Source organism: Micromonospora sp. NPDC000089, assembly GCF_042899365.1.
GTDB lineage: Bacteria > Actinomycetota > Actinomycetes > Mycobacteriales > Micromonosporaceae > Micromonospora.
Map to the genome: position 1 here is coordinate 136,123 of NZ_JBIAZT010000006.1, position 26,070 is coordinate 162,192.

At 71.4% G+C, this 26,070-nt stretch carries 21 protein-coding genes; 12 read left to right on the forward strand and 9 right to left on the reverse strand.

The window, feature by feature from the left end; all coding sequences use genetic code 11:
• Positions 1 to 14 precede the first annotated feature (14 nt).
• From ACFY3U_RS13775 to ACFY3U_RS13790, 4 genes are all read right to left on the reverse strand, one after another.
• The gene (locus ACFY3U_RS13775) at positions 15 to 1,208 is read right to left on the reverse strand and encodes a cytochrome P450 (protein ID WP_387200120.1); all 1,194 of its coding nucleotides are present in this window, start codon (positions 1,206 to 1,208) and stop codon (positions 15 to 17) included.
• Between the two features lie 42 nt (positions 1,209 to 1,250).
• Positions 1,251 to 1,466, reverse strand: coding sequence for a DUF5988 family protein (locus ACFY3U_RS13780; protein ID WP_387200123.1), 216 nt, complete (start codon positions 1,464 to 1,466; stop codon positions 1,251 to 1,253).
• A 133-nt stretch (positions 1,467 to 1,599) separates the two neighbouring features.
• Positions 1,600 to 2,562, reverse strand: a complete 963-nt coding sequence (locus tag ACFY3U_RS13785) for a Gfo/Idh/MocA family protein (RefSeq protein WP_387200126.1) — start codon at positions 2,560 to 2,562, stop codon at positions 1,600 to 1,602.
• Positions 2,559 to 3,542, reverse strand: coding sequence for a Gfo/Idh/MocA family protein (locus ACFY3U_RS13790; RefSeq protein WP_387200129.1), 984 nt, complete (start codon positions 3,540 to 3,542; stop codon positions 2,559 to 2,561). Before ACFY3U_RS13790 ends, ACFY3U_RS13785 begins: the two co-directional genes overlap by 4 nt.
• A gap of 809 nt (positions 3,543 to 4,351) precedes the next feature.
• Here ACFY3U_RS13790 and ACFY3U_RS13795 point away from each other — a divergent pair.
• Positions 4,352 to 4,951 (forward strand): hypothetical protein, encoded by a 600-nt coding sequence (locus tag ACFY3U_RS13795; RefSeq protein ID WP_387200131.1) that lies wholly within the window; start codon positions 4,352 to 4,354, stop codon positions 4,949 to 4,951.
• Between the two features lie 427 nt (positions 4,952 to 5,378).
• On the opposite strand, the gene ACFY3U_RS13800 is transcribed toward ACFY3U_RS13795, so the two are convergent.
• A complete protein-coding gene (locus tag ACFY3U_RS13800) occupies positions 5,379 to 5,576 on the reverse strand; it encodes a hypothetical protein (RefSeq protein WP_387200133.1) in 198 nt (65 codons plus the stop codon).
• Between the two features lie 280 nt (positions 5,577 to 5,856).
• Between ACFY3U_RS13800 and ACFY3U_RS13805 the strand changes: the two genes are divergently transcribed.
• Both ACFY3U_RS13805 and ACFY3U_RS13810 read left to right on the forward strand, forming a co-directional pair.
• Positions 5,857 to 7,068, forward strand: a complete 1,212-nt coding sequence (locus ACFY3U_RS13805; protein WP_387200136.1) for a hypothetical protein — start codon at positions 5,857 to 5,859, stop codon at positions 7,066 to 7,068.
• Positions 7,069 to 7,082: 14 nt separating this feature from the next.
• Entirely contained in the window at positions 7,083 to 9,164 is a 2,082-nt protein-coding gene (locus tag ACFY3U_RS13810; protein ID WP_387200139.1) for a tetratricopeptide repeat protein, read from the forward strand.
• Between the two features lie 12 nt (positions 9,165 to 9,176).
• Here the strand turns inward: ACFY3U_RS13810 and ACFY3U_RS13815 are convergent, their stop codons facing one another.
• On the reverse strand, positions 9,177 to 9,917 hold the full coding sequence (locus ACFY3U_RS13815; protein WP_387200142.1) for a BTAD domain-containing putative transcriptional regulator: 741 nt from the start codon (positions 9,915 to 9,917) through the stop codon (positions 9,177 to 9,179).
• A 174-nt stretch (positions 9,918 to 10,091) separates the two neighbouring features.
• Between ACFY3U_RS13815 and ACFY3U_RS13820 the strand changes: the two genes are divergently transcribed.
• The 4 genes from ACFY3U_RS13820 to ACFY3U_RS13835 all read left to right on the forward strand — a co-directional run bounded on the left by ACFY3U_RS13820 (position 10,092) and on the right by ACFY3U_RS13835 (position 16,152).
• Positions 10,092 to 10,520, forward strand: coding sequence for a hypothetical protein (locus tag ACFY3U_RS13820; RefSeq protein ID WP_387200662.1), 429 nt, complete (start codon positions 10,092 to 10,094; stop codon positions 10,518 to 10,520).
• Positions 10,511 to 14,428 carry a Pls/PosA family non-ribosomal peptide synthetase gene (locus ACFY3U_RS13825; RefSeq protein WP_387200145.1) on the forward strand — a complete coding sequence of 1,306 codons (3,918 nt, stop codon included), beginning with the start codon at positions 10,511 to 10,513 and terminating at the stop codon, positions 14,426 to 14,428. Before ACFY3U_RS13820 ends, ACFY3U_RS13825 begins: the two co-directional genes overlap by 10 nt.
• Entirely contained in the window at positions 14,377 to 15,765 is a 1,389-nt protein-coding gene (locus tag ACFY3U_RS13830; protein ID WP_387200148.1) for a M1 family metallopeptidase, read from the forward strand. The genes ACFY3U_RS13825 and ACFY3U_RS13830 overlap by 52 nt, the downstream gene beginning before the upstream one ends.
• Positions 15,766 to 15,870: 105 nt before the next feature.
• Positions 15,871 to 16,152 carry a hypothetical protein gene (locus tag ACFY3U_RS13835; RefSeq protein ID WP_387200151.1) on the forward strand — a complete coding sequence of 94 codons (282 nt, stop codon included), beginning with the start codon at positions 15,871 to 15,873 and terminating at the stop codon, positions 16,150 to 16,152.
• Positions 16,153 to 16,486: 334 nt separating this feature from the next.
• On the opposite strand, the gene ACFY3U_RS13840 is transcribed toward ACFY3U_RS13835, so the two are convergent.
• A complete protein-coding gene (locus tag ACFY3U_RS13840) occupies positions 16,487 to 17,284 on the reverse strand; it encodes a hypothetical protein (protein WP_387200155.1) in 798 nt (265 codons plus the stop codon).
• A 1,176-nt stretch (positions 17,285 to 18,460) separates the two neighbouring features.
• Here ACFY3U_RS13840 and ACFY3U_RS13845 point away from each other — a divergent pair.
• The 4 genes from ACFY3U_RS13845 to ACFY3U_RS13860 all read left to right on the forward strand — a co-directional run bounded on the left by ACFY3U_RS13845 (position 18,461) and on the right by ACFY3U_RS13860 (position 21,894).
• Positions 18,461 to 18,925, forward strand: a complete 465-nt coding sequence (locus ACFY3U_RS13845) for a TetR/AcrR family transcriptional regulator (protein WP_387200157.1) — start codon at positions 18,461 to 18,463, stop codon at positions 18,923 to 18,925.
• Between the two features lie 100 nt (positions 18,926 to 19,025).
• The gene (locus ACFY3U_RS13850) at positions 19,026 to 19,379 is read left to right on the forward strand and encodes a hypothetical protein (protein ID WP_387200160.1); all 354 of its coding nucleotides are present in this window, start codon (positions 19,026 to 19,028) and stop codon (positions 19,377 to 19,379) included.
• 47 nt (positions 19,380 to 19,426) lie between these two features.
• Positions 19,427 to 20,557, forward strand: coding sequence for an alpha/beta hydrolase family protein (locus ACFY3U_RS13855; RefSeq protein ID WP_387200163.1), 1,131 nt, complete (start codon positions 19,427 to 19,429; stop codon positions 20,555 to 20,557).
• A gap of 83 nt (positions 20,558 to 20,640) precedes the next feature.
• Complete coding sequence (locus tag ACFY3U_RS13860; protein ID WP_387200166.1) at positions 20,641 to 21,894, forward strand: aminotransferase class I/II-fold pyridoxal phosphate-dependent enzyme; 1,254 nt, start codon at positions 20,641 to 20,643, stop codon at positions 21,892 to 21,894.
• Between the two features lie 52 nt (positions 21,895 to 21,946).
• Here ACFY3U_RS13860 and ACFY3U_RS13865 read toward each other — a convergent pair whose 3' ends face one another.
• Positions 21,947 to 22,957, reverse strand: coding sequence for a histidinol-phosphate transaminase (locus ACFY3U_RS13865; protein ID WP_387200169.1), 1,011 nt, complete (start codon positions 22,955 to 22,957; stop codon positions 21,947 to 21,949).
• 204 nt (positions 22,958 to 23,161) lie between these two features.
• On the opposite strand from ACFY3U_RS13865, the gene ACFY3U_RS13870 reads away from it, so the two are divergent.
• Positions 23,162 to 24,748, forward strand: a complete 1,587-nt coding sequence (locus ACFY3U_RS13870) for an MFS transporter (protein WP_387200172.1) — start codon at positions 23,162 to 23,164, stop codon at positions 24,746 to 24,748.
• Between the two features lie 122 nt (positions 24,749 to 24,870).
• Here ACFY3U_RS13870 and ACFY3U_RS13875 read toward each other — a convergent pair whose 3' ends face one another.
• On the reverse strand, positions 24,871 to 26,064 hold the full coding sequence (locus ACFY3U_RS13875; protein WP_387200175.1) for an FAD-dependent oxidoreductase: 1,194 nt from the start codon (positions 26,062 to 26,064) through the stop codon (positions 24,871 to 24,873).
• Between the last annotated feature and the right edge of the window lie 6 nt (positions 26,065 to 26,070).

Genomic DNA, 26,070 nt, shown 5'->3' on the forward strand with positions numbered 1-26,070 from the left:
AAGCGGAAGAACGCTCACCAGCAGACGGGTAGGTTCTTCACCGCGAAGACGGACCCCTGCAGTCGCAGCGGCACCTCGTCGGCCGGGACGGCCAACCGCAGGTCGGGGAACGCCTGCAGGAGTGCCGACAGGCCGGCGCGCAGCTCGACTCGCGCCAGGTTCTGGCCGAGGCACTGGTGGACGCCGAAGCCGAACGCGACATGACCGGAGGTCTCGCGGTCGATGTCCAGCGTCGCGGGGCACGCGAACTTGGCCGGGTCACGGTTGGCCGCCGGCAGCGACACCGTGACGGTGTCTCCCTTCTTGATCACCTCGCCGTTCAGCTTGAGGTCCTCCCGAGCGGTGCGGTACGTGTGGTACTGGTTCACCGTGAGGTAGCGGAGAAGCTCCTCGATCGCGGCGTCGAGCTTCGCCGGATCCGCGCGGAGCATCGCCAGTTGGTCCGCGTGGTGCAGCAGCGCGAACGTGCCGACGGCCAGCGCGCTCTCGGTGGTCTCGTAGCCCGCGAACAGCAGCAGAGTGACGATGTTGCGCAGCTCCTCCCCGGTCAGCTCCTCGTCGGCGACCAGGGTGCTGATGAGGTCGTCCTCGGGCTGCCGGCGCCGCCTCTCGATGACCTCGTCGAAGAACGCCCCGGCCTCCTCGTACGCGGCGGCGGCTTCCGCCGCGTCCGCCTCCGCGTCGTGCAGGAGAATCACCGCGTGCAGGTAGCGATCCCGCTCTGCGTACGGCAGGCCGACCATCTCGGACAGCACCCTCAGCACGAGCGGCTTGGCGAAGGTCGTGACCAGATCCGCCGGGGCCCCGTGCTCCCGCATGACCTCGATCTGCTCGGCGGCCACGGCCTCGACGTGTGCGCTCAGCCGGCTCGTCCGGCGAACGGTGAACTCACCGGTCAGCATCCGGCGGTAACGGGTGTGCTCGGGCGGGTCCATGTGGATGAACATGCCGGGGATCAGCGGGTGGGTCGGGATCACCTGCCCCTGGTGCGTCACCGGGAAGTGACCGACCTCGCAGCTGTGGCTGAACCGCGGGTCGCTGAGAACCTCACGCACCAACTCGTAGCTGGAGACGATCCAGCCGACATGCCCGTCGGGGTAGAGCATCCTCGCGAGCGGACGCTGTTCGCGCAGTGCATCGAATACCGCGGGCGGATCGAACTTGTCGGTCCGCGCCCACGGCACCTCGAAGGAAATGGCGTCGGTCATCGATTCCTTCTCACTCAGAAATGGTGTGCGGGTGAGCGGCTTCTATTCGGCGATCTTGGTGCGGCCAATCCAGCGGAACACCGCGGCCTCGTATCCGTCGACCGTTCGGTATTCACCATCGTGGACGAAATGCTCGTAGCCGGCTCCGTGCCGAATCTTGAGTGTTTGCCCCAGCTCCGCCTCCGGGACACTGCGGTGTGCCGTCGACAGCTCAACCGGTCCACCGCTGAGGATGACTTTCACCTGCGTGACACTCATCATGATCTCCAATTCTCGCCGGACCATTCCGCCCACACCTGGGCGCGAGATGACCGCCCCGACACCATTGGCTCCGCATCCGCGAGAAACGATCAGTCAGCTCGTTCTCCGCCGTCGGCCAGGGCCGAGCTCCTCATCCGATATCGACGGGTTGGCCGGTGTGCACCGATTCGTAGGCAGCCTGAATGATCCGCTGCGTGCGCAGGGCGGCCTGGCCGTCCGGGCCGATTCCCTCGCCGGTCTCGATCGTGCCGAGGAAGTCGCCGAGCATCAACGGGTACGGGTCCTCACCGCCTGGCTCGCGCCGTTCACCGCCGGTGGCGGCGTCGAATCCGCCGAGGAGTCGCGGAGCTAGGTCGTACTCCACGCTCGCCTTGTCACCGATGAAGGTGATGGCCGGTCCGCGCGCCGGCGACCGGCTCCAGCTGCAGTCGAACGAGGCGACCACCCCACTGCGGTACGAGACGGTGAGCACTGCCGCGCTCTCCGGGCCCGTTCGGTCGCTGAGCACGCTGTTCACCTGTGCGTAGACCTGCGTCGCGGGTTCGCCGTCGAGCACCATGTCCACCAGGTCGAGCAGGTACGGGGCGTTGGCGGCAAGGGCTCCGCCGTCCACGTCGGCCGCCGGCGGGGTGTTGTACGAGCCGTGGATGGTCGTCAGCGTGCCGACGACACCGTCGGCGATTCCTCGGCGCACCGCGGCGAACGCCTCGCTGTAGCAGGCCGGGGACGCGAGCGTGAGCCGGACACCCCCCATGTCACAGGTGTCCACCATGGCCTTGACGTCCGGCACCTTGAGGGCCAGCGGCTGCTCACACAGCACGAACGCCTCCGCCTCGGCCAGGCGCTCGACAAGTTCCCGGCGGCGGCCGACCTCGCTCGTGACCACGACGGCACTGGGGCGCCATTCGAGCACCTCGTCCCAGTCGGTGGCGAAGGACACCCCGAGTTCCCCGGCGACGCCTCGGCCCCGAGCCTGGTCGTCCGGCGAACCGTCGGGGTCCGCGATGAGCAGCTCGACGTCGGGCATGTCGTGCAGCAGCCGGGCGTAGGTGTCGGCGCGCTCGGACGCGAAGGACAGGACGGCGACTCTCATGCGGCTCCCTTCACAGGCAGTTCGACGGCACGGCCCGTCCACGCGGACTCCGCTGCCGCCTGGGTGATGCGGACGGCAGCCAGCGCGTCACGGGCGCCCAGTCGCGGCTCGGGCCCGCCCGCGAAAGCTTGGGCGAACTCGTGCATCTCGGTGGCGAACACGGACTTCCCGGCGTAACCGAAGCTGCCGGCCTCGCCATCGACCACCCGGACCTCCTGCGGCCATTCGGAGTCGTGGCTCACGGTCCCGCCGGTACCCGAGACATGGAACGCCACCCGGACGGGCGGTTTCGGCGCGGCCGTCCACCGGCTCACGATCTGGCTGATCGCGCCGTTGGCGTGGGTGAGGATGGCGGTTCCGGTCGCCACCGCCCCCGCCGGGGCCGGCGCGGCGATCTCACCCTGGTAGCGGGCGTGTACCCGCCTGACCTCCCCGAAGATCCAGTAGGCAAGATCGACGCCGTGCAGCATCTGATCGGTCAGGATCCCGCCTGACTGAGCGGACGCCTGCCCCGTCCAGGGCCGCGGGTGGTACGCGGAGAATTGGAATCGAGCGAACGTGCCAGCGCCCACGCGACCGGACGCCACCAGCTCGTGGAGCCGAGCGAACGCCGGGGCGAACCGCACGTCGTGGGCTGGGTAGAGCCGCACACCGGCCCGCTCCGACGCGTCGACGATCTCCTCGGCCTCCGCGGTGGTGGCCGCCAGTGGCTTCTCACACACCACACCCACGCCTTTGCCGATGGCGGCCAGGGCGATCTCGCGGTGGGTGCTGGTCGGGGTACAGATGTCCACGGCATCCGCGCCGTCCAGCGCCTCGGCCAGGGAGTCGACAGCCCGCACGCCGAACTCGCGCGCCAACTCGGCGGCCCGGCTGTCGTCAGAATAGACACGGACGGCCGCACCTGCGTCGATCCAGGCGTCCAGGTGGAAGCGTGCTATCAGTCCCGCGCCGATCAACGCCACCTCAAGCTTTCGCATGCATATCCAGCCCTTCTTCCAGATGCCGGACCTACGGAACTCACAGGCGCGGAGGTTCTATCCCTGAACCCAGATTCGCTCCCCCGCCTGTCAGGGGCCATAACCAACGTGGGTAGTTCAGAGGGTGGTTCGGTGTTTTATAAGCTTTGTCGGCTTGGTCCGATGTAGTAAATGTGGGCTGTGACGGCAGCCGGCGGGGTCATGGCCGCCCCGGGCCGATCATTGTTGAGCCGGGTATCCGAGCGGAGGACCAGAAGCGCCTTGCGTGGGACGTCCCGCCTCCAACGCCCAGCCCGGAGTCGGCGGAACCGGCGAGATCGGGCCACCGGTTGGACGCTGGCGTGCCGGTTCGGCAGCTGGCGAGCCCGGCGCGTTCGGCTGCCGACGGCGGCGGAGGCGGAGCCCACGGACCCGCCGGACCATCCGGTCCAGCGGGCCGGCTCGGGGCGCCGAGGCAGAAATCCACCGCGAACTGCCCACCACCGGCTGGCCTCGGACACCCCACATGACCGACCGGGGCGCGGAGCTGCGGATTAGAAGGTCAGGGGTTTGAGTCCCTGCGGACACACCAGCTTTACCAGGCAATACTCATCACCTGCGCTGGGCCAGCAATGAAGTGTGATCTTGGCGTCACCAACAGCCCATACGACGCGGAGTTAAGATGATGTACATCAATGTCTTGCTGCGACCTCTGTCGATCTCAGCTATCCTTCCAGGGTCGTCGAAGATGGGCCCCGACGGCAGCATCCCCGGGACGTCTCGCTTTACATTCATTATCGACCGACACGACGTGGGACGTGGAGAAGACAGTGAACAGGACGTTTACCGGAACGAAGATGGGGCGGGTCACCCGTCAATTGACGATGGCCCTGATGCTCATCCTGGCCAGTGTCGGGGTGGCCGTCGGGAGTTCGGGCGCGGCGGCGCAGGCTGCGACGACGACCACCTGCGCGGCCTCCGGCGTACCCGGCGGCTGGGTCGTCACCCAGGTGTGGATCAATCAGCCCGCCTGCGGCTACACCAACCAGTACCAGATCACCAGTGACCTGTCCGCGGGGATGACCGTCTGCGCGGTCGGCGGAGTGCCGGCCGGTTGGGTGGTCACCCAGGTGTGGGCCAACCAGCCCGCCTGCGGCTACACCAACCAGTACCAGATTTACAACAACTACGGAGCCGGCTGGACGGTCTGCGCCGTCGGCGGAGTTCCAGCCGGTTGGGTCGTCACCTACGTGTGGAGCAACTCAGCCACCTGCGGCTACACCAACCAATATCAGATCTACAACAACTACGGGAACGGCTGGACCATCTGCGCCGTCGGCGGAGTGCCCGCCGGTTGGACCGTCACCGAGGTGTGGGCCAACGCGATCGACTGCGGATACACCAACCGTTACCGGATCTACCGGCTCTGAGTCGACGCACTAGTCAAGCGTGGGGGCACCTCGGTCGAGGTGCCCCCACAGCGCTAGATCGACGTGCGGCACACCGTCTCGAAGCCCGCATTACCGCCGCAACAGTGGCGCCGGCACTCGCCTCGGCGGTGCAGGGACTCCGGTACCACCGCGCCCGCGCGGCGTTCGCCGATTAACTGCACCACATCCTTGCGAAAGCTGTCGTCGAGCAGGTCGTCGGTAACGCGACCCGCCCGAGGTGACACACCGCTTCCGGCGGTGCCGCCAGTGCAGCGCTGCCGGGGGTCTCGAGGTGTACGTGATGGATCCCAACACGTTGCGTTCCAGCTCAGGCTCTACGCGATCACGCCTTCCCGGCCTGCTGCCAGGCCGCCGACCAGCCCTGGCCGACCTTCTGGGTGCCGGCCGGGAAGCCGAACGCCAGTTGTCAACCGTCGATCATCGTGGCGCCGGTGTTCCGGAGCGTGACCGTCGCGGTGAAGCCGCCCGGCCAGTTCGTCGCCGCATAGCCGACCGAGCAGCCGCCGGTCGGCGCGGACCGCACGGCCAGACCGGGCGAGGCTGCCGGGACGTTGGCCGCCGCGTCCCGGGCGGCACCACGAAGGTGTCCGAGGTGTCCGGCCACGACCCGCGATGCTCGGCCCCTGACCGGCCGGAACACCGTCGGTGGACGGCGAATGGACCGGCGGATGGCAGGTTCTGCGGGCAAGACCCCACCCCGGAAGGAGGAACCATGAAGAAGATCGTCGTGCGCAAGCCGGGCACCGTCCGGCTGACCACCGCCGCCACGTTCTACGACAACCCGCTCTGCTGGCCGTTCTGAGCCGGTGGAACCGACACACCGGGGTCCGGACCGCAGCGACACAGCGGTCCGGGCCCCGGCCCCACCGCCCGAGAAGGCCACCATGACGATCGCACCATCCACGATGCACCAGCCGCTACGCGTACATCCGCTCACCTACCTGCCCGACGGGGACGACGTCGTGGTCGGGCGGACCGACGTCGACTCGTTCGGGGTCTTCCCGCCCGACGGTGCCGAACTGCTGCGCCGGATCGCCGACGGGATGCCACCGGCCGAGGCCGCCGACTGGTACGCAGAAACCTACGGCGAGCAGGTCGACCTGGCCGAGTTCCTGGGCGTTCTGTCGGAGCTGGACTTCCTCGCCGGCGACGCCGAGCCGACCGCCGCTCCCGCACGGCTGCGCTGGCAGCGGCTGGGGCGCTGGCTCTTCTCCCCGCCCGCCTGGGTCCTGTACGCGCTGCTGCTCACCGGCGCGGTCATCGCGATGGCGGCGCGGCCACGGCTGGTCCCGCACACCGACAATCTCTTCTACACGGACTACGTCACGGCGCTCGCGTTGACCGTCTTCTTCGGCCAGATTCCGCTGATCCTGGTCCACGAGAGCTTCCACGCGCTGGCCGGGCGCCGGCTGGGCCTGCGCTCCACCCTACGGATCAGCCACCGACTGCACTTCCTGACCTTCGAGACCAGCCTGGACGGTCTGGTCGTGATGCCGCGCCGGCAGCGCTACCTGCCGATGCTCGCCGGCATGCTCGCCGACCTGCTGCTGATCTCGGTGCTCACGCTGGCCGCCGTGCCCACTTTGCGCTCCGACGGGACACCGTCGCGGCTGGGCGGCTTCTGCCTTGCCCTGGCCTTCCTGACGGTGCTCCGCTTCGCCTGGCAGTTCGCCTTCTATCTGCGCACCGACCTGTACGGGGTGGTCACCACCGTGCTCGGCTGCCACGACCTGCAGGGTGCGGCCCGTCGGGTGCTCACTAACCGCGCGCGCCGGCTCCTCGGGCGTACCCTGGTCGACGAATCCGGGCTGCACCCACGGGACCGCGAGGTGGCCCGCTGGTACTCCTGGCTCCTCCTGATCGGTTACTCGGTCTCGCTCGGTGTGCTGGTGCTGGCGGTGATCCCGACCACGGTACGCACCCTCGTCATGGCCGGTGACCGGCTGGTGCACCCCGGTCAGGGCATCGCTGGCATCGCCGACTCGCTGATCTTCCTCGCCGTCACCGTCGGCCAGCTCGTCCTGGTCGCCGTGTTGATACTGCGCAACCGCCGGCAGCAGCGATCCGCTGCCGACGTCCGTCACCTGGCCCAGTGAGAGGAGCGCGCACGATGGCGCAGCACGTGTGGATCACCGGCGAGTACGCGTACCAGCGCCTGGCCGCCGCCCGCGACCTGACGGCGGCACCGCTGGCGGAGCCGGTCGACGCACACCGGCGCCGGTTCGGGCCCTACACCGCAGCGAACACGTTGTTCACCGCAGTGGTCCCGGAGATGCTGGCGGCCATGCCTGAGTTGGTGCACCGGCACGACATCGAGGTGCTGTCGGTCGCCCCGGACCTGCGGCAGCTCGTACCCGCCTCGCGGGAGACGCTCACCTCCCTGGCGGTGCCCGCCGAACGGACCCGGTTCTACTCCCGGGTCCGCACGCTACGGCTGTCACACGGCCTCACCGAGCTGCTCCGCGACCACGTCCGCAGCCTGGGCGGCCCACGCCGTACCCTGGTCCTCGACCGCCTGGACGACGCCGACCCGACCGACGCCGAGTTCGTCTCGGTCCTGCTGCGGCGGGTCGATCCCAAGCTGCTCACCGTGGTCGTCGGCACCGGCACCGGGTGCCTCGACGACGAGCTGGCCGCTGCTCTCGACCGGTACGCGCAGCGGTGCGAGGCACCGTCGGTGCCCCGCCCCGACTCACCGCCGGCCGACCCGGCCCGAGCCTACGTCGCCGCCGACTGTTGCGCCGACGACCCGGCACTCCTGGCCGCCTACGCCGACCTGGACCCGGCCGCCCGCTGCCGGCTGCACGCCGAGCGGGCCGAGGAACTGCTCGCCACCGGGCTGCAGTCGCCCCGGCTGGGCGCGCTGCCGTACCACCTGGAGCGGGCCGGCGATCCGGCCGAGACGGGGGCCAGGGCACTGCTGGAGGCGCTGAACTACTGCGTGGATATGGGGTTCTACGACGCCACCCTAGACCTCGGCCGCCGTGGGCGCGCGGTCGTCGACCGGGCCACCCAGGAAGGCCCCTGGTGGGCGTTCACCACAAAGATGACCACCTCGCTCTCGGCACTGGGCCGACCCGAGGAGGCCGAGAAGCTCTACGACGAGGCCCGCGCCCTGAGTGTCAACCCGATCATCCACCGCCAGGCTGCCTATGCCACTGCGATGATCTACACCCGGCACCGGGACCGGGACCAGCGCGACCACGTACGCGCCCGGGCCTGGATCAACCAGGCGATCGCGATCGCGAGTCTCCAGCCGGAAGGCGCCGACCGCAGTTTCTCCACGGTGTTCCAGCAGAACGGGTTGGCCCTCATCGAGATGCACCTGGGAAACCTGCCCGGCGCGCTGGACCTGGTCTCCACCGGGCTGGCCCGGCTCGACCGGGAACTGGGCGCGGACGAGCACCAACTGCACCGCTCGGTGCTTCTGCACAATCGGGCCCAGGTGTTGGCCGCTCTGGGCCGGCTGGACGAGGCGCTGGCCGACTTCACCGCCGTGATCGCGGACGATCCCAACCATCCCGAGTACCACTTCGACCGAGCGAACCTGCTGCACCGGTTGGGCCGCGACGAGGAGGCCCTGGCCGGCTACGCCGAGGCGATCCGGCTCAGCCCGCCGTTCCCGGAAGCCCACTACAACCGCGCCGACGTGCTCGCCGGCATCGGTGACCTGGAGGCCGCACTGCACGACCTGTGCTACGTGCTGGAACTTGAACCGGGTAATGTGGACGCCCTGGTCAACCGGGCCGGCCTGTACGCCGTCCTGGACGACGCGGCGGCACTGCGCGCCGACCTGGAAGCCGGCCTGGCCATCGAGGGGGCGAACCCGCACCTGCTCTGCCTACTGGGCCAGATTCAGGCCGAGGAGGGCCGGGTCGCCGAGGCGGAACAATCCTACCGGCGGGCGCTGGAGGTCGATCAGGGTGCGACCGCGGCCTGGTCCGGCCTGGCCGCGCTGGCCTTCGACGCGGGTGACACGCTGGCAGCCGTCGGCCACCTGGACCGGGCGCTGGCCGTCGGCGACGACGCGGCGCTGCGATACAACCGGGCCACCGCGTACCGGGCGCTGGGTCGGTACGACGAAGCGTTGGCCGATCTGACCCGGGCGGCCGAGCTGGACCCGGCCGACGAGGAGATCCGCCGGGAGCGGGACGAATGCGACCAGGCGCTGAACGTGGCCGCCGCCCGGTGACCGGATGCCCCCTCAGCCGCCGAGGACCCGGCCGTACGCGTCGCGCAGCAACGCCCCGGGGGTCAGGCCCAACTCCCGGTCGAGCAGCCGGCACACCCGCTGGTAGGCGGTGATCGCCTCCGCCCGACGGCCGGCCAGGGCGAGCGCCCGGATCAGCATCGCCCACCACTGTTCCACCAACGGCTGGTCGGCTACGAGGCGCCGGAGCAGGGTGATCGTGCTGTCGGGGCGGCCCGCCGCCAGTTCCGCCTCGACCAGCACGGCTTGGGCGCCGCGGAGCAGCTCCTGGAGATGCACGCGATCAACGGCGGGCATCTCCACCGCACTGCTGCCGACCGGATCGGCTGCCCAGAGCGACAACGCGGCGGTGAGGTGGCGACCGGCGTCGGCCGGGTCCCCGGCCGCCAGCGCCTGCCGGCCCCGGTCGGCCAGTTCGTGAAAGACGTGCAGATCCAACTCGCCGGGCTCGACCAGCAAGCGGTAGCCACCGGGCCGGCTCTCCAGCCGGTCACTGTCGTGCCCGGCAGCCACCAACAGTGAGCGCAACCGCCACACGTACGTCTTGAGGTTGCCCGGTGCCGAGCGGGGTGGGTGTCCCGCCCAGACCATCTCTATCAGCCGGCCGACGGCGACCCACTCGTTGCCACGCAACAGCAGACTGGCCAGCAGGCTGCGCTGCTTGGCTGTCGGCGCTTCGCGCCAGGTGCCATCGGCATTCCGTACCGCGACGGCGTCCAGCACACGGAAACGCACTGCGTGAACCAGTCCGACGACTACTCCCGCGTATGGAGACATGACAATACGTTATCGGTCCGCTACGCAGCAGGTCATACCCAGAATGTGTTAGACATCCGGGCACGCCGACGACCTCGGCCCGACGTGTCGGGATACGGCATACGGAAAGGGGGAGAAATAGACGATGTCCGGTTGCTTCAGCAGCTGACCAATCCGGTCCTGGAAGGCGCTCTCGACGGTGAGATCACCGATCACCTGGGCGATGACAAAGGCGACCCGGGAACGGCCGGCCGGCCCGAACGGACTCGCTTCCTGGTACGTCGCGAACGTCCGCACCCCGGCGCCCAGCTGTCTCTGTTCGACACCGTCGAGGGATGGCGACACCAGGTCGTCGCCACTGACACCCCAACCGGCAACGGCAGCGCGGTGCGCGAGCGGGGCAGCGGCGAGCAGGATGCGCGGATCGCGAGCGGTGTGGTGGTGGACACGAACCGTTGGCTTCCTCGTCACATTCGGGCGGTGCGACGTAGCGTTGACGGCTGGCCAGGGCGGGTTCGTGTGCCGCACGCCTGGTCGACGCCGATCCGCGAGGTGAAGATGGTGAACACCCGGTGCCCGTGACGAGTGGCGCGCAGCTGGTTGCGCTGCCGCCGGTGGCCGCCGCACCGGTGACCCCGGCGGTGTTCCGGTCCGCCTCGGCCCCGGCCCGGCGCACGCTCGTCGACATCCTCGACGACTCCGTGCGCGCACACGCCGAGGCGGTGGCGATCGACGACGGAGGCACGGCGCTGTCGTACCGCGACCTGGCCGCTGAGGTCGAGGCCGTACGGCGGTCGCTGGCCGGGCACGGCGTCGGTGTCGGTGATCGGGTGGGCATCCGGATCACCTCCGGTACGGCTGAGCTGTACCTGGCGATCCTCGGCGTTCTCGCGGCGGGCGCGGCCTACGTGCCGGTCGACGCGGACGATCCTGAGGAACGCGCCGAGCTCGTCTTCGCCGAGGCGGGAGTCGTCGCGGTGCTCGGTGACGGGCTGGCGGTCTCGCTCCGGCGTACCCCCGGAGGTCGGATCGGCCGGCCTGGTCCGGACGACGACGCCTGGATCATCTTCACCTCCGGTTCCACCGGCACCCCGAAGGGTGTGGCGGTCAGCCACGGCGCGGCGGCGGCCTTCGTGGACGCCGAGGCGCGGTTGTTCCTCGCCGACGAGGCCAGCGAGGCGATCGGCCCGCAGGACCGGGTTCTGGCCGGGCTTTCGGTGGCGTTCGACGCGTCCTGCGAGGAGATGTGGCTGGCGTGGCGGCACGGCGCGTGCCTGGTCCCGGCCGCGCGCTCCCTCGTCCGCAGCGGTGTCGACCTCGGCCCGTGGCTGGCCGAGCAGCGCATCTCGGTGGTGTCGACGGTGCCGACCCTCGCCGCGCTGTGGCCGGTCGAGGCGCTGGAGGAGGTCCGGCTGCTGATCTTCGGCGGCGAGGCCTGCCCGCCGGAGCTGGCGCAGCGCCTGGCCGTCGAGGGTCGCGAGGTCTGGAACACCTACGGGCCGACCGAGGCGACGGTGGTCGCCTGCGCCGCGCGGATGACCGGCGAGGAACCGGTACGCATCGGCCTGCCGCTGGCGGGCTGGGAGCTCGCCGTGGTCGACGCCACCGGCACCCCGGTCGCGATGGGTGGGACCGGCGAGCTGGTGATCGGCGGGGTGGGGCTGGCCCGCTACCTGGATGCGGGAAAGGACGCCGAGAAGTTCGCACCGCTGCCCGCGCTCGGCTGGCAGCGGGCGTACCGCAGCGGTGACATCGTCCGGGCGGAGCCCGAGGGGCTGCTGTTCGTCGGACGCGGTGACGAACAGGTCAAGCTCGGCGGCCGCCGGATCGAGCTCGGCGAGATCGACGCCGCGCTGCAGGCGCTGCCCGACGTCGTCGGGGCCGCGGCCGCGGTGCGCCGCACCGCCGCGGGCAACCAGCTGCTGGTGGGGTACGTGGTCCCGCGCGACGGCGCCACGTTCGACGCCGCGGCGGCGACGCTGCGGATCCGCGCGCAGCTGCCGGCGGCGCTCGTGCCGCTGCTGGCCGTGGTGGACGCGCTGCCGACCCGGACGTCCGGCAAGGTGGACCGGGCGGCGCTGCCCTGGCCGCTGGCCACCGGGCAGGACCCGGCGGCCGAGCTCACCGCGACGCAGCAGTGGCTCGCCGGCGGTTGGGCGGAGATCCTGGGCGTACGCCCCACCGAGGCGGACGCCGACTTCTTCACCCACGGCGGCGGCAGCCTGACCGCGGCGCAACTGGTCGCCTGGGTCCGGCGCCGGTACCCGCACGTCTCGGTGGCCGACATCTACCGCCACCCGACGCTGTCGCGGCTCGCGGCCGTGCTCGACGCGCTCGACACCACGGCGGCGGAGCGCCGGGAGGTCCGGCCGACGCCACGGCGTGCCGGGCTGATCCAGGCCGCGCTGCTGGTGCCGATGCTGGCGCTGGTCGGGCTGCGCTGGCTGACCGTCCTGGCCGCCCTGGGCAAGGTCGTCGCCCTGCTCGTTCCGACCCCGTGGGCGCCGGCGGTGTCCTGGTGGTGGGTGGCGCTGGGCTGGCTGGTGCTGTTCAGCCCACCGGGCCGGATCGCGCTGTCCGCCGCGGGAGCCCGCCTACTGCTGCGCGGGGTACGCCCCGGCAGCTACCCGCGTGGTGGTGGCGTCCACCTGCGGCTGTGGGCCGCCGAACGCCTCGCCGAGCTGACCGGCGCCACCAGCGTCGCCGGGGCGTCCTGGATGGTCACGTACGCCCGGGCCCTCGGCGCCCGGATCGGGGCCGACGTCGACCTGCACTCCGCTCCGCCGGTGACCGGGCTGCTGCGGCTCGGCCGCGGCGCGGCGATCGAGCCGGAGGTCGACCTGTCCGGCCACTGGGTCGACGGCGACGTGGTGCGGATCGGCCGGGTTCGGGTCGGCGCCGACGCCCGGGTCGGGTCGCGCAGCACCCTGATGCCGGGCGCTCGGGTCGGCAAGGGCGCCCGCGTCGGCGCGGGTTCGACGGTAGCCGGCGCCGTACCGGCGAACCGACACTGGGCCGGCTCGCCGGCCACGGTCGTGGCCGACAAGGATTCGGACGGCTGGCCCGGGCAGCGTCCCCCGCGCTCGCGCCTGGGCGCACGCCTCTGGCCGCTCGGGTACGGGATCACCGCCCAGGTGTTGGCGTTGGTGCCGATCGTGGCGGCCCTGCCGGCGCTCGCCCTGCTCGGCTGGACGCTCGCCGTCCGGCCGACGGTCGGCGCGGTGCTGGCCGCCGTCGCGGTGGCGACCGTCGCCTACATCGTGGGCTACGCGCTGCTCGTGCTCGGGCTGGTCCGGGCGCTCAGCATCGGCCTGCGGGCCGGGTACCACCCGGTGCAGGGGCGGGTGGCGTGGCAGGTCTGGACGACCGAGCGGCTGATGGGGATGGCCCGGGTCGGGCTGTTCCCGCTCTACGCCAGCCTGTTCACGCCGGTGTGGTTGCGGCTGCTGGGCGCCAAGGTGGGGCGCGGGGTGGAGGCGTCCACCGTGCTCGCGCTGCCGGCGATGACCACGGTCGCCGACGGGGCGTTCCTGGCCGACGACACCATGGTCGCGACCTACGAGCTGAGCGGCGGATGGCTGCGGGTGGCCCCGGCGCGCATCGGTAAGCAGGCGTTCCTCGGCAACTCTGGGATGGCCGCGCCCGGGCGGTCGGTGCCGAAGCGTGGCCTGGTCGGTGTGTTGTCGTCGGCGCCCTCCAAGGCCAAGAAGGGCTCGTCGTGGCTCGGCGCACCGCCGATGCCGCTGCGCCGTACCGTGCAGGCGGTCGACACCAGTCGCTCCTTCGACCCGCCGGTCCGGCTGAAGCTCGCCCGGGCCGCGATCGAGCTGTGCCGGATCGTCCCGGTGATCTGCGCCGGCGCCCTGGCGACCGGCGTCCTGGCCGTACTCGCGCTCGTCTGGCGGGTGGCCGGGTGGTGGGCGGCCGCGCTCGCGGCCGGGCCGGTGCTGCTGGGCGCGGCGATCGTCGCCGCCGCCGTCGCGACGGCCGCGAAGTGGCTGCTGGTCGGGCGCTTCCGGGTCGGTGAGCGGGCGCTGTGGACCTCGTTCGTGTGGCGCAACGAGCTCGCCGACACGTTCGTGGAGGTCCTCGCCGCACCGTGGTTGGTCCGCTTCGCGACCGGCACGCCGTTGCTCGCGGCGTGGCTGCGCTCACTCGGCGCGAAGATCGGCCGGGGCGTCTGGTTGGAGACCTACTGGTTGCCCGAGTACGACCTGGTGCGGCTGGGCGACGGCGCGACGGTGAACCGCGGTTGTGTGGTGCAGACCCACCTGTTCCATGATCGTGTGATGAGCATGGACGAGGTCACCCTGGACGCGGGCGCCGCGCTGGGCCCGCACGGCATCATCCTGCCGGGGGCGAGCATCGGCGCGCGGACCACCGTCGGGCCCGGTTCGCTGGTGACCCGCGGCGACGCCGTGCCGGGCGACAGCCGGTGGTGGGGCAACCCGATCGCGACCTGGCCGGCGCCAGCGGCCCGGTCGGCATGAATCCGAAGGCGTCGGTGTCGAGCGGCGCGACGCCCGGTGCCGCTCGCTCCGGCGACTCGTACCTGCCGGAGCACGGCAACGGCGGCTACCGGATGCTGCACTACGACCTCGACCTCCACTACCGGGTCGAGTCCAACCGCCTGGGCGGCCGGGCGGACCTCACCGGGGTGGCCGGGCAGTCCTTGTCGCGGTTCACGCTCGACCTCGGTCGGCTCCGCGTCCAGGACGTCCGGGTGGACGGCCGTCCGGCCAAGTACGTGCACCGGCCGGACAAGCTTCAGATCAAACCGGAGCGGCCGATCGGCGCGGGAGACATCTTCCGGGTGGAGATCCGGTACGCGGGAAAGCCGGTGCCCGTCTCCGGCCGGTGGGGGGAGATCGGATGGGAGGAGCTCACCGACGGAGCGCTCGTGGCCAGCCAGCCGAACGGGTCGCCGTCCTGGTTTCCGTGCGATGACCAGCCCGGCGCCAAGGCCACCTTCCGGGTGGCGGTCACGACCTCCTCCGCGTACACCGTCCTGGTGACCGGTGATCCCGTGCTCCAGCACCGGGGCGCGAGCACCACCACCTGGGTGTACGAGCGCCGCGAACCCACCTCGCCGTACCTGATGAGCGTCCAGATCGGACGCTACGAGTTGCTGGATCTCTCGGTGGGTGGCGTGCCGCAGCGAGCCGCGATCCCACCCGGGTTGCGCAGGACTGTAGCCCACGACTTCGGCCGGCACGGCGAGATCATGACGGCGCTACAGCGGCTCTTCGGGCCGTACCCGTTCCGGGAGTACGTCGTCGTGGTCGCCGACGACGACCTCGAGGATCCCGTCGAGGCGCAGGGCATGGCCATCTTCGGGCGGAACCACGTCGACGGGCGGCGCACGCACGAGCGACTCGTCGTCCACGAGCTGGCCCACCAGTGGTTCGGCAACAGCCTCACGGTGGCGGACTGGCGGCACATCTGGCTCAACGAAGGCTTCGCCACCTATGCCGAGTGGCTGTGGTCCGGCGTCGCGGGCGACCTGCCGACCGACGCCCTGGCCGCGCGGTGGTACGCATGGGTCGCGGATCGGCCGAGCCGGGTCGTCCTCGCCGATCCCGGCGTCGAGAAGATGTTCGACCCGCTGGTCTACAAGCGCGGTGCGCTCGCGGTGCACGCGCTGCGCAAGAGGGTCGGCAACGAGGCGTTCTTCGCGCTCCTGCGCGCCTGGGTCGCCGAGCACCGCCATGCGACCGTGACGACCGAGCAGTTCCGGCTGCACGCCCAGCGCTTCGCCGGCGAGCCCCTGGATGATCTGTTCGGTGCCTGGCTGGACAGCCCGACTCTGCCCCCACTGCCACTCTGACGCCGGTTCGTTCCGCTGTCAGGGCAGTTCGGGGGTCGTCGCAGACGACATCGACAGGGGACTGCCGACGAGTGACTCCGCGACGGAGGTCAGCCGCCGCTGACCGTGACGCTGTCGGCGGCCCGCCGCGGTGAGCTCGTCGCAGCGTCCGGCGGGGGCGGCAGCGCCGCATGCGTGAGTTCCAGCACGGCCGATACGTTCAGATCGATGGTGCGTCGCCAGTCGTCGATCGACAGCAAGGAAGGTCCGTTCGCCGCCGTGCTGGCCGACGTGGTGCAGGGTGTCGTCGACCAATTTCCGCCGGATGCGGCGGGTCTACCCGGCTACGCCGTCCACTCGTACGACGAGTATCTGGAACGACCAAAGAAGGCTGGGCTGTCCGTGTGAGGGCACGGCTTGAGGTCACCCCCCGGACGGCCCACTCTTCCCACCAGCCCCCGTCAAGATCATGCTCGGGCTTGCATGGCCGTCGGTCGTGTAGTCCGGCCGCAACCGTCATCGCGGGTGGAGGTGAGTGCCATGCGGTGCGGATGACCACGTCAGGCCCTGACACGATCCGGCCCTGACAGCAGGCGACGCCCCGGGCGCCGTCGAGCCCTGTCAGGGTCCCGTCAGCTCGCGCAGCTGTCGGGCTTCGCGCTGTCCGCAAGGGCTGACGCCGAGGCAGACACCGGTGTGACGGCATCGCTCGACCTCTTGGCTTCGATACGGCAGTCCAGCGCTACCAGCTGTAAGGCTCACTCAGGAGCACGACGACCATGGAGCCTTGACCCTCACCGAACTCCCAGCCGGCGATTACCCTGCTGCCTGGCAAGGCGGCGATCGGCCGAAAATCGCCTGGGCATTCACCGGGGCCGAGGTAGTACCCGCCTGCACTCCGTGCCCAGCGAGCGTCGAGGCACAGTCCGCGAAGGTGCCGTCGCAGCGCATCGTCGCCGACCTGGTCCAGGGCCGACTCCCAGCGAGGGTCGACCACACTCACACCGGGCTTGACGTACCCGTGCCGTACGAGGCTGTCACCGATGTCGCTCAGGCCGTCTGGAGCGCTCATCGTCCACGTCGCCGTCCGCATCGCGTCCAGCAGCGAGCCGTCCGTCCGCGGCCGCAGGAGCAGACGGGGATACCGTCGGTAGCCGTCGGGGCTGAGCTCGTCGAGACTCAGCGAGCCGGCCTGCAGCGCCCTCCCGAGGTCCCTGCCCCACACCATGGCCCGGCCATCGTCCGTCGTGACGGTGAGCAGCGGCCCAAGCCCGGCGGGCCGCACCTGCGTGGCGATGAACGCCGACCTGGCCAGGTCGGGCACCCAACGGCCCGGGTCGAGCCACTCACCGCCGTTGTCGCCTGAGCTTCCGTTAACCTCGGCGACGAGTTCCGCGGGATCAAGGTCCTCGAGCGCCTCGCCGGCGGTCTCGTCGTCGTAGTAGAAGACCGCGTACGTCCCCGCCACGTCGAACTCCGCCAGCGGCCGGCCCAGCATCAGCCCGAACGCGTGACCCAGCAGATCGTCCCAGGGGGACATGCCGTCTCCTTCCGATAGCTGCCGCCCAGCGTGACCGGTAAACCGCGACCGCTCACAGGTGATGATGCCAGCCCTGCATCCGAGGCTGCAGAGCGCAGGCATTCGTATTCGGTCCAAGCACACAGGGAGATCGACTAGAGACGATAGATGAGGTTCTTCGATGCCTGAAGGTCGTCCCCGGCTCAGGGGTGACGCGTGGAAGGCCTACTGGATAAGGGCCTCGCTCGGCGGATACAGCTACGTGGCCTGCCCGAGTCGGCCATCGCCGAGGATGCCGCGCGGACGTCTGCAGATGCGACCGCTGTTTGACCGCGGTGGTGAGGGTGAGCGGTTCCTCGTCGGTGACGTGGTAGAGAACGCGTCGGAGCGGCCGGCCACCGTGTCGGCCGGCGGTGGAGCTTCCGGTCGGTGTGGTCGTCACCGAACCAGGCGCCCGTTTCGGGCGGGTCGGGCTCGTCGTTCGGGTCTTCCTTGGTGCCGGTGACCGGCGGAAGGGAGAGGGGCGCGCGGGCTATCCGCTGCCGCTCTTGTATCCGCCACAGATGATTTTCACCGTGGCGGCGTTGGCGGGAACGGCGGCCAGCCCGACCGCCAGGGCGGTCGCTGTAACGATCGCCGCAGATGCGGCCAGGATCCTACGAAGCATGTTCTCTCACATCGCCGGACCGGGTCGCCAACCTGAAGGTTGACCCGTCTACAACTTCACGGGCCGGCAAATAGATCGCGGGTCGTCTATTTGCACACCACGCTCTCGGTGACCACCGCGGGACTCGCCGACCCATCGGGGTCGGCCTCGGGCCGACTGTCGGCCGGGGCGGGGTGCCGTGCGAGGGCCGCGCCGTGAGCCCCCAGGCTCGAAAGCTGCCCGCACCCCACGGGTGAATCGCTCATGGTTGCAAGGAGTCCTAACCGAGGTTCCCCCGGCATCTCGGAGGCTTTCGATCATGCTCCGATGGAGCTGAATGGAGTCATCGGCCTGAAGGGGCTCTGGTCAGGGCACTGCCTTGGTGCAGCCAGGACGATCACGGGAGCCCCGGTGTCGGCTTCGGCATGGACGTGACCACAGCCGGCTGTGCGGCGTCGAGCGGTGACGGTGGTGACCTCGGACGGCTCGACCAACAGGATTAGGAACGGTTGTTCTTGACTGGTCGTTCCTTAATCACTAGGGTTCTCGACATGGGACGCCCGAGGGGTTTCGACGAACAGGCCGTGACGGCCGCGGCGGCGGAGCTGTTCGGCGGCCGGGCCTATGACGGGGTGTCCGTCGACGACCTCGTCCAACAACTGGGGGTGCACCGCAACAGTCTGTACAAGACCTTCGGCAGCAAACGAGGCCTCTATCTCGCCGCTCTACGGTGGCACCTCGAGCACCGGCTACCGCCACTGACCGAGCAACTCGCCGCCGGCGCGAACGTCGCCGACGACGGCGCACTCGATCTGCTGTTGCTCGCCGCGGTCGAGCGCGCCCCCAGCGACGTCGAGGTGGCCACCCTGGTCGCCACGGCATGGCAGGCGCTTGATCAGGCCCTGCAGCGGGCGCCGGCGGCCCTCGCCGACGGCCCTCCCCCGGCCGCGTTGAACGCGCTGCTGGGAGAGCGGCTGCGAGCCCGCGCCGCCACGGCCGCGGGCGACCCGTCGTAACCCTCACCCGCTCACCGACCACCTCGCCCGGCGCCGCTCGCGCCGGCGCCCCACCACGTCCCGCGGCCGGCGCCGCAGGGCTTCGGAAAGGACTCATGTGATGGCCAACGTCTTCATCGACGGTGACGATCTCGTTGTGCAGATCGAAGGTTTGGACAGGTTGTGGTCACTCAAGAGCCGTCTGGCGATCCCGTTGGCCAACGTCCGCGGCGCCACCGCCGACCCGGGGATCGCCGACGAGCCCAAGGGCCTGCGGGCTCCGGGAACGCATCTGCCCGGCGTGATCACGGCCGGCACCTTCCACCAGGACGGTGAGTCCGTCTTCTGGAACATCCGGGACGGCGCCCGCGCCGTCGTCATCGAACTCGCCGACGAGCAGTACGCCCGCCTGGTCGTGGAGGTCGCCGACCCCGCCGCCACGGTCACCCTGATCGAACAGGCGATCACGCGATGAACCCGTTCGCCCGGATCACCCGTGGGGTCGCGGTCGGTGCCGTCATGGTGGGCGGCATCACCGCAGGAACCCTTCCCGCCACCGCCGTACCGGCCAGGCCGACCACGCCCGCCACAGACCGCGAGATCACCTTCACGGTGGACGGCACCACCACGTACGGCACCCTGCACGTCCCCGCCCACCGCCGAGGGCAGAAATTGCCAGCCGTGTTGCTGCTGCCCGGAAGCGGTCCCACCGACCGCAACGGCGACCAGCCGCCCGCGCTCACCCCACGCACCCTGGCCAAACTCGCCGAAGCGTTGGCGCACGACGGAGTCGTCAGCCTGCGCTTCGACAAGTACGGCACGGGCCGGACCGGGCTGGGCGCCTACGCCACCAGGCCCGAGACCCTCGACTATCCTGCCCTCGTCCGCCAAGCCGATGGGGCGTACCGGCTCCTCGCCGGCCAGCCCGAGGTCGACCGGCGAGCGGTACGCCTGATCGGTCACAGCGAAGGCGCACTGACGGCACTGCGGGTCGCGGCCACCGCCACCCCACGTACCGCCGGGGTCGGGCTGTTGCAGCCCCTGGCGAGACGGTTCCTCGACGTGCTCGCCCAGCAGCTGCACGACCAGCTCGCCGCCGCCGTCACCGCGGGCCAGATGAGCCAGCAGGAGCAACACACCGTCGGGCGCGCAATCGACCGGGCCGTCGCCGACCTCCGGGCCAACCGCCCGCTCGACACCAGCGCCATGCCCCCCGCGCTCGCCGAACTCTTCCGTGCCCTCGCCGGTCCCAGCCGGCGCTACGTGGAAACCATCGACGCCGTCGACCCCGCCTCGGTCGCACAGCAGCTACCGCCCCGGACTCCTGCCCTGCTCACCTGCGGAACCCTCGACCCGCAGGTCCCGTGCCGCACGACCACACCGCTGGCGGTAGCGCTGGACCGGGCGCACACCAGCGGGCCGGGCCGAATCGTGCTGCCCGGCGTGGCTCACGACCTGACCGACCCCGCCGATCCGGACGTGCTCGCCCCGGCGACACTCGACGCACTGCGTCACTTCATGCGGCACGGCGTCAGACAGCCGAGGCCCGCCGTGCCAGGGTTGGATCGGGCGCGGGCGAAGTCGATGCCCGCCGCGGCGGGTCCTGTCGCGAGTGCCCGCCGTCGGTCGCGACGCTCAACCGATGAGAGGTGACGGCACGGTGCACGATCGGGGTGGCCGGTTGTCGGGTTGACCGGGGATCGGAGAACCGACCGCACCGGTGGTGACATGGCGACATGACCGGAGATGTCTTCGCCAAGATCCGCGCGTACGAGGCGTACGCCCTCCGCCAGGAGTTGGAGGCCCAGCGCCTGCTGCCCTACTTCCGGGTCGCGGAGGGACCACCGACCGCGCTGACCGTCATGGATGGAATGCCGCGGGTCAACCTCGGCTCGAGCAACTACCTCGGCCTGTCCGGGGACCCGCGGGTGACCGCCGCCGCCCACCAGGCGACCCTGCGGTACGGCACGTCCGCCAACGGCTCGCGGCTGATGAACGGCACCACCGAGCTGCACCTGCGGGTGGAGGAGGCGGTGGCGAACTGGTTCGGCGAGGAGGACGCGCTGGTCTTCGGCAGCGGCTACACCACCAACCTGGGGGTGATCAGCGCGCTGGTCGGGGACGGCGACATCGTGGTCTGCGACGCCGGCGACCATGCGTCCATTCTGGATGGTGCTCGGCTGGCCCGGGGTCGGCTGCTGGCGTTCCGACACAACCGGATGGACCGGTTGGAGACGCTGCTGCGGCGGGCCGGCGACACCGACGCCGGCGTGCTGGTCGTGGTGGACACGGTCTACTCCATGCAGGGCGACCTCTCCGACATCGTGACCGTGACCGGGCTGTCCCGCCGGTACGGCGCCCGGCTGCTGGTGGACGAGGCGCACGCGGTGGGGGTGCTGGGCCCGGACGGCCAGGGCGTCGCGGCGCTGGCCGGCCTCGCCGACGGAATGGACCTGCGGATGGGCACCTTCTCCAAGGCGCTCGGCGGCAGCGGCGGCTTCGTCACCGGCCCCGCCGACGTGATCGACTTCCTGCGGGTGCAGGCGCGCGCGTTCATGTTCACCGCTGCCGCCCCGGCCGGCGGGCTCGGCGCGACGCTCACCGGTATCGAGATCGCCCGGTCCGCCGAGGGTGAGGAGCGGCGGGAGCGGCTGGCGGCGAACGCGTCCCGGCTGCGGGGCGCCCTGACCGAGCTGGGCTTCGGCGTGCCACCGGCGCCGGTGTGGGACAGCGGGGTGCAGGTGCAGACCCCGATCCTGCGGGTGCCGGCGCCGGACGACGAGACGGCGGCCCGGATGTGGCGGCACCTCTACGACGAGGGTGTCTACGTCAACGTCGCGCTCTACCCCGCGGTGCCCCGGGGCCAGGCCCAGTTGCGGGTCTGCGTGATGGCGACGCACACCCGCGAGCAGTTGGACCGGGTGGTCGACGCGTTCGCCTCGCTGGCCCGCACGCTCCCCGTCGGCCTGCAGGCGCTGGTGGCGGGGTGAGCGGGGCGCCGGACGGTCGGGGCGTACCCGGCCGTCCGGCGCCGCGCCCGGCTCAGGAGCGGACGAGACCGTCCGTGAGCGCCGTCCGCAGCAGCAGGTCGTTGCTCTCCGGCGTGCCGATGGTGACTCGTACGCCCTCACCGGGGAACGCATGCACCAGCAGCCCCTGAGCCGCACAGGCGGCGGCGAACCCGGCGCTGCGCTCCCCCAGCGGTAACCAGACGAAGTTTCCCTCGCTGGGCGGGACGGGGATTCCGGCGTCCATCAGCGCCCGGTGGACCCGCTGCCGCTCGTCGGCGAGCTCCCGCCGGCGGGCCGCGTACTCCGGCTCGGCCCTCAGCGCCGCGATCGCCGCGGCCTGCGCCAACTCGGGCACCAGGAACGGCATCGTCACCGCCCGCAGCCCGGCGATCGGCCCCGGATGCCCGACCGCGTACCCGACGCGCAGGCCGGCGAGCCCGTACGACTTCGAGAAGCTCCGCAGCACCACCAGGTTGGGGTGCCGAGGCAGGGTGGCCAGGCCGTCGGCGGTCGCCGGATCGGTGGCGAAGTCCCGGTAGACCTCGTCGAGGACGACGAAGACCCGCCGGGGTACGCGGTCCAGGAAGCGGTCCAGGTCGTCCTGGCGAATGACGGTGCCGGTCGGGTTGTTCGGACTGCACAAGAAGATCAGCTTCGTACGGCGGCGGACCGCCTTCGCCATCGCCGGCAGGTCGTGGTGGTGGCCGCGCAGCGGGACGCGCCGCACCGGCACCCCCATCCCCTCGGCGATGAGCGGGTACCCCTCGAAGGAGCGCCACGCGAACAGCACCTCCCCGCGGCGTCGGCCCCGGGCCACCAGGTGCAGCATCTGCTGGATCAGCCCGGCACCGCCCGCGCCGACCGTCACCTGATCAACCGGCACCCCGTGGTACGCGGCGATCGCCTCGGCCAGCGCGGTCGGGTACACCTCCGGGTACCGGTTGATCCGGGAAGCCGCCACGGCAACCGCGTCCAGGACCGCGGGCGGTGGGGGGTACGGGCTCTCATTGGCCGCGGCCCGGTGGATCTGCTCTTCGGACATGTCGCCTCCTCGGCCCGACGCTATGCCGATCGGCGACCTTGGAAAGCGACCGTACGGCGCGACCACGGGAGCAGGGCGGGGCTGCCCGGTCGGGCACCCCGGTCGGCGCGGTCGGCATCGGCTGCCCCGCCCGGACGTGGACTGGCAGCGTCGCCGGCTGGGGCCCTGCGCCGGGCCCACCGCACCCCGACGACAGGAGCACCCGTGGCCGCCTCGCCGGACCGACCCACACCATCCCGCACCGCCGTCCTGGTGGTGGTCTGCCTGGCCCTGTTCATGGCCCTGCTGGACAGCACCGCGATCAGCCTCACCCTGCCCGCGATGCGCGCCGACCTGGACGCCGACCTCACCGGCCTGGTGTGGATCGCCGACGGGTACGTGCTGGTCTTCGCCGCGCTGCTGCTCACCTCCGGCAGCCTGGGCGACCGGATCGGCCGCGCGCCGATGTTCCTCGCCGGGCTGGCCACCTTCACCGCCGGTTCGGCGGTCTGTGCCGGCGCACCGGGGGTGGAGGTGCTGGTGGCCGGCCGGATCGTGCAGGGACTGGGTGCGGCCCTGGTGACGCCGCAGACGTTGGCGATCCTGTCGCACACCTTCCCGGGGGCACGGGAGCGGGCCCGCGCCTTCGGTATCTGGTCCGGGGTGTCGGCGCTGGCGCTGTTGCTCGGTCCGGTGCTCGGCGGTCTGCTCGCGGCCCACTTCGGGTGGCGTTCGGTGTTCCTGGTCAACCTGCCGGTGGGGGCGCTGGCCCTGGCGCTGGGCGCCCGCGTCCTGCTCGGTCGGGACGGCACCGCCCGTCCCGACGGCCCGCTGCGCCGGGTGGTCGACCTGCCCGGGCAGGTCCTCGCCGTGGTGTGGCTCGGCACGCTCACCTTCGCCCTGGTGGAAGGCAGCCGGTACGGCTGGCGGTCGCCGGTGATCACCGGCCTGTTCACCGCCTCCGTGCTGGCGCTGGTCGTACTGCTGGCCGTGGAGCGCCGGGCGGCGCATCCGATGCTGCACCTGGAGCTGTTCCGGTCGGCCACCTTCTCCGCCAGCACCCTGGTGATCGGGCTGGTCGCGTTCGGCATGTACGCCTCGTTCTTCCTGGTCAGTCTCTTCCTCCAGCAGGCCCAGGGCTACTCCGCGGCGCAGGCCGGGGTGCGCTTCCTGCCCGCCATGTCGGCGGTGATGGTGGCCTCCCCGCTGGCCGGGCTGCTCGCCGGACGGGTCGGCGCCCGGGTGCCGGTGGCCGCCGGGGCGGTGCTGATGGGGGCCGCCCTGCTGCTGCTGGCCCGAGTGGGCACCGACGCCCCGTACGCCAGCTGGTGGCCGTTGCTGGTGTCGTTCGGGGTGGGCATCGGGCTGGTCATCCCGCCCGTCAACAGCGCGCTGATGGGTAGTGTGCGGCCCGAGCGCGCGAGCCTGGCCTCGGCCACCGGGGAGACCGGACAGCAGGTGGGCGCGCTGATCGGCATCGCGGTGCTGGGCGCGCTGGTGACGGACGGATTCCGCCGGGGGGTGGCCGACGGGGCCGGGACGGCAGGGCTGTCCCGGTCCGACTCCGCCGAGTTGGCCCGACGGCTCTTCGCCGAGGACGGCGACGCGACCGGCACGACGAACCCCGCGGTCACCGCGCTGGTCCACCGGGCGCTCACCGACGGCATTCACCTGGGGCTGACCGCCGCAGGGCTGGCGGCGCTGGCCGCCGGGGCGGTGGCACTGCTCATCCGCGAGCGGCGCGGGGCACCGACCTCGGCCGTGCCCAACGCCACCGCCACCGCCACCGCCGCCGCCCCGTCCGGCCGCTAGCCCGCTACCGACAGTCCGGCCGCTAGCCGCTACCGACACCGCCGCCGGCGGAGCCGGTGAACCGGGCCGGCCCCGCGGTGCCTCGGCACTGCGGGGCCGGCGAGGCCGTCCAGCCGACGGGGTCAGGCCTGGGTCGCGGGCGCCGTGAGCTGGGGCGGGCGCTGCATCTCCTGCCACATCTTCGGCGCGCTGCGGGCAACCACCACCTTCGCCACCTTGCCGACCGCCCAGCGCAGCGCCTTGTTGCGCACCGGCTTGAACCGGTTCACCCGCAACACCCGCTCCCGGATCCAGAAAACGCGCTCACGGCGGCGCCGCTCGTACTCGCGCAGGCCGGAGTCGACGTCGGCGGCGGTGGCCAGGCAGTCGCCGAGCACGACGCCGTCCTCGATGGCCATGCACGCGCCCTGGCCCAGATCGGTGGGCAGGGCGTGGGCGGCATCACCGAGCAGGGTCACCGGGCCCTCACCCCAGCGCTGATGCCATTCGTGGTAGTAGACGTCCAGCCGACTGATCGTCTGAGCGGGAGTGGCACGAACGAAGTCGGGGGCCGACCCGCCCACCGAGGCGGCTAGCTCGCCGGCCCGGCCGGCGGCGCCACCGGGATCATCACCGCCGGGCGCCCGCTCGCACGACAGCGTCCAGACCACCCGGTCACCGCCGATCAGCCAAGCCCCGCCCCCGATCCGGGTGTCCGGGTTCGAGAAGAGGTGCACGACACCGCGACTGAGCCCGCACGTGCCCGGCGCGATGCCCCGATAGGTCGACCGTCCGGTGTGCACCACCGGCAGTTGCCCCCGCAGTTGGGTGAGGATGGTGGAGCGGATGCCGTCCGCCGCCACCAGCGCGGCGCCGGCCACGGTGCGACCCTCGGCGAGCTTGAGGATCACCCCGTCGCCGGCGAGCTCGTACCCGGCGACCCGCTGCCCGTATTCCGGCAGCACGCCGTGCGCGGCGCAGGCCTCGCGCAGCATCTCGATCAGGTCGCCGCGCCCGATGCCCACTGCCGGGGTGCCTCCGTGCGAGATGCTCTCCGCGGTCCGCATCCGGAACATCACCCGCTGCTGGTTGTCACGGCTCTCCGAGCCGGTGAGGATCTCCGCGCGGTCGAGCAGTTGCTGTTCCAGCCCCAGGTACGCCAGGGAGGTGGTCGCGTTGCTCCAGATCGTGTGGCCGAACCCCGCGTTGGCGATGATCTCGTCCAGCGCCCGCCGTTCGTACACCTGTACCGCGATGCCGTGCCGGGCGAGGGAGAGGGCGGCGGTCAGGCCCCCGACTCCGGCCCCGGCGATGAGGATCGGTCGGGTCAGCTTCATCGGTGC

Coding starts and splice junctions, on each gene's coding strand:
- ACFY3U_RS13840 (WP_387200155.1), bottom strand. CDS start 17,284: ATGTCCCCCTGGGACGATCTGCTGGGTCACGCGTTCGGGCTGATGCTG.
- ACFY3U_RS13845 (WP_387200157.1), top strand. CDS start 18,461: ATGGGACGCCCGAGGGGTTTCGACGAACAGGCCGTGACGGCCGCGGCG.
- ACFY3U_RS13775 (WP_387200120.1), bottom strand. CDS start 1,208: ATGACCGACGCCATTTCCTTCGAGGTGCCGTGGGCGCGGACCGACAAG.
- ACFY3U_RS13785 (WP_387200126.1), bottom strand. CDS start 2,562: ATGAGAGTCGCCGTCCTGTCCTTCGCGTCCGAGCGCGCCGACACCTAC.
- ACFY3U_RS13780 (WP_387200123.1), bottom strand. CDS start 1,466: ATGAGTGTCACGCAGGTGAAAGTCATCCTCAGCGGTGGACCGGTTGAG.
- ACFY3U_RS13865 (WP_387200169.1), bottom strand. CDS start 22,957: ATGTCCGAAGAGCAGATCCACCGGGCCGCGGCCAATGAGAGCCCGTAC.
- ACFY3U_RS13850 (WP_387200160.1), top strand. CDS start 19,026: ATGGCCAACGTCTTCATCGACGGTGACGATCTCGTTGTGCAGATCGAA.
- ACFY3U_RS13810 (WP_387200139.1), top strand. CDS start 7,083: ATGGCGCAGCACGTGTGGATCACCGGCGAGTACGCGTACCAGCGCCTG.
- ACFY3U_RS13805 (WP_387200136.1), top strand. CDS start 5,857: ATGACGATCGCACCATCCACGATGCACCAGCCGCTACGCGTACATCCG.
- ACFY3U_RS13790 (WP_387200129.1), bottom strand. CDS start 3,542: ATGCGAAAGCTTGAGGTGGCGTTGATCGGCGCGGGACTGATAGCACGC.
- ACFY3U_RS13860 (WP_387200166.1), top strand. CDS start 20,641: ATGACCGGAGATGTCTTCGCCAAGATCCGCGCGTACGAGGCGTACGCC.
- ACFY3U_RS13875 (WP_387200175.1), bottom strand. CDS start 26,064: ATGAAGCTGACCCGACCGATCCTCATCGCCGGGGCCGGAGTCGGGGGC.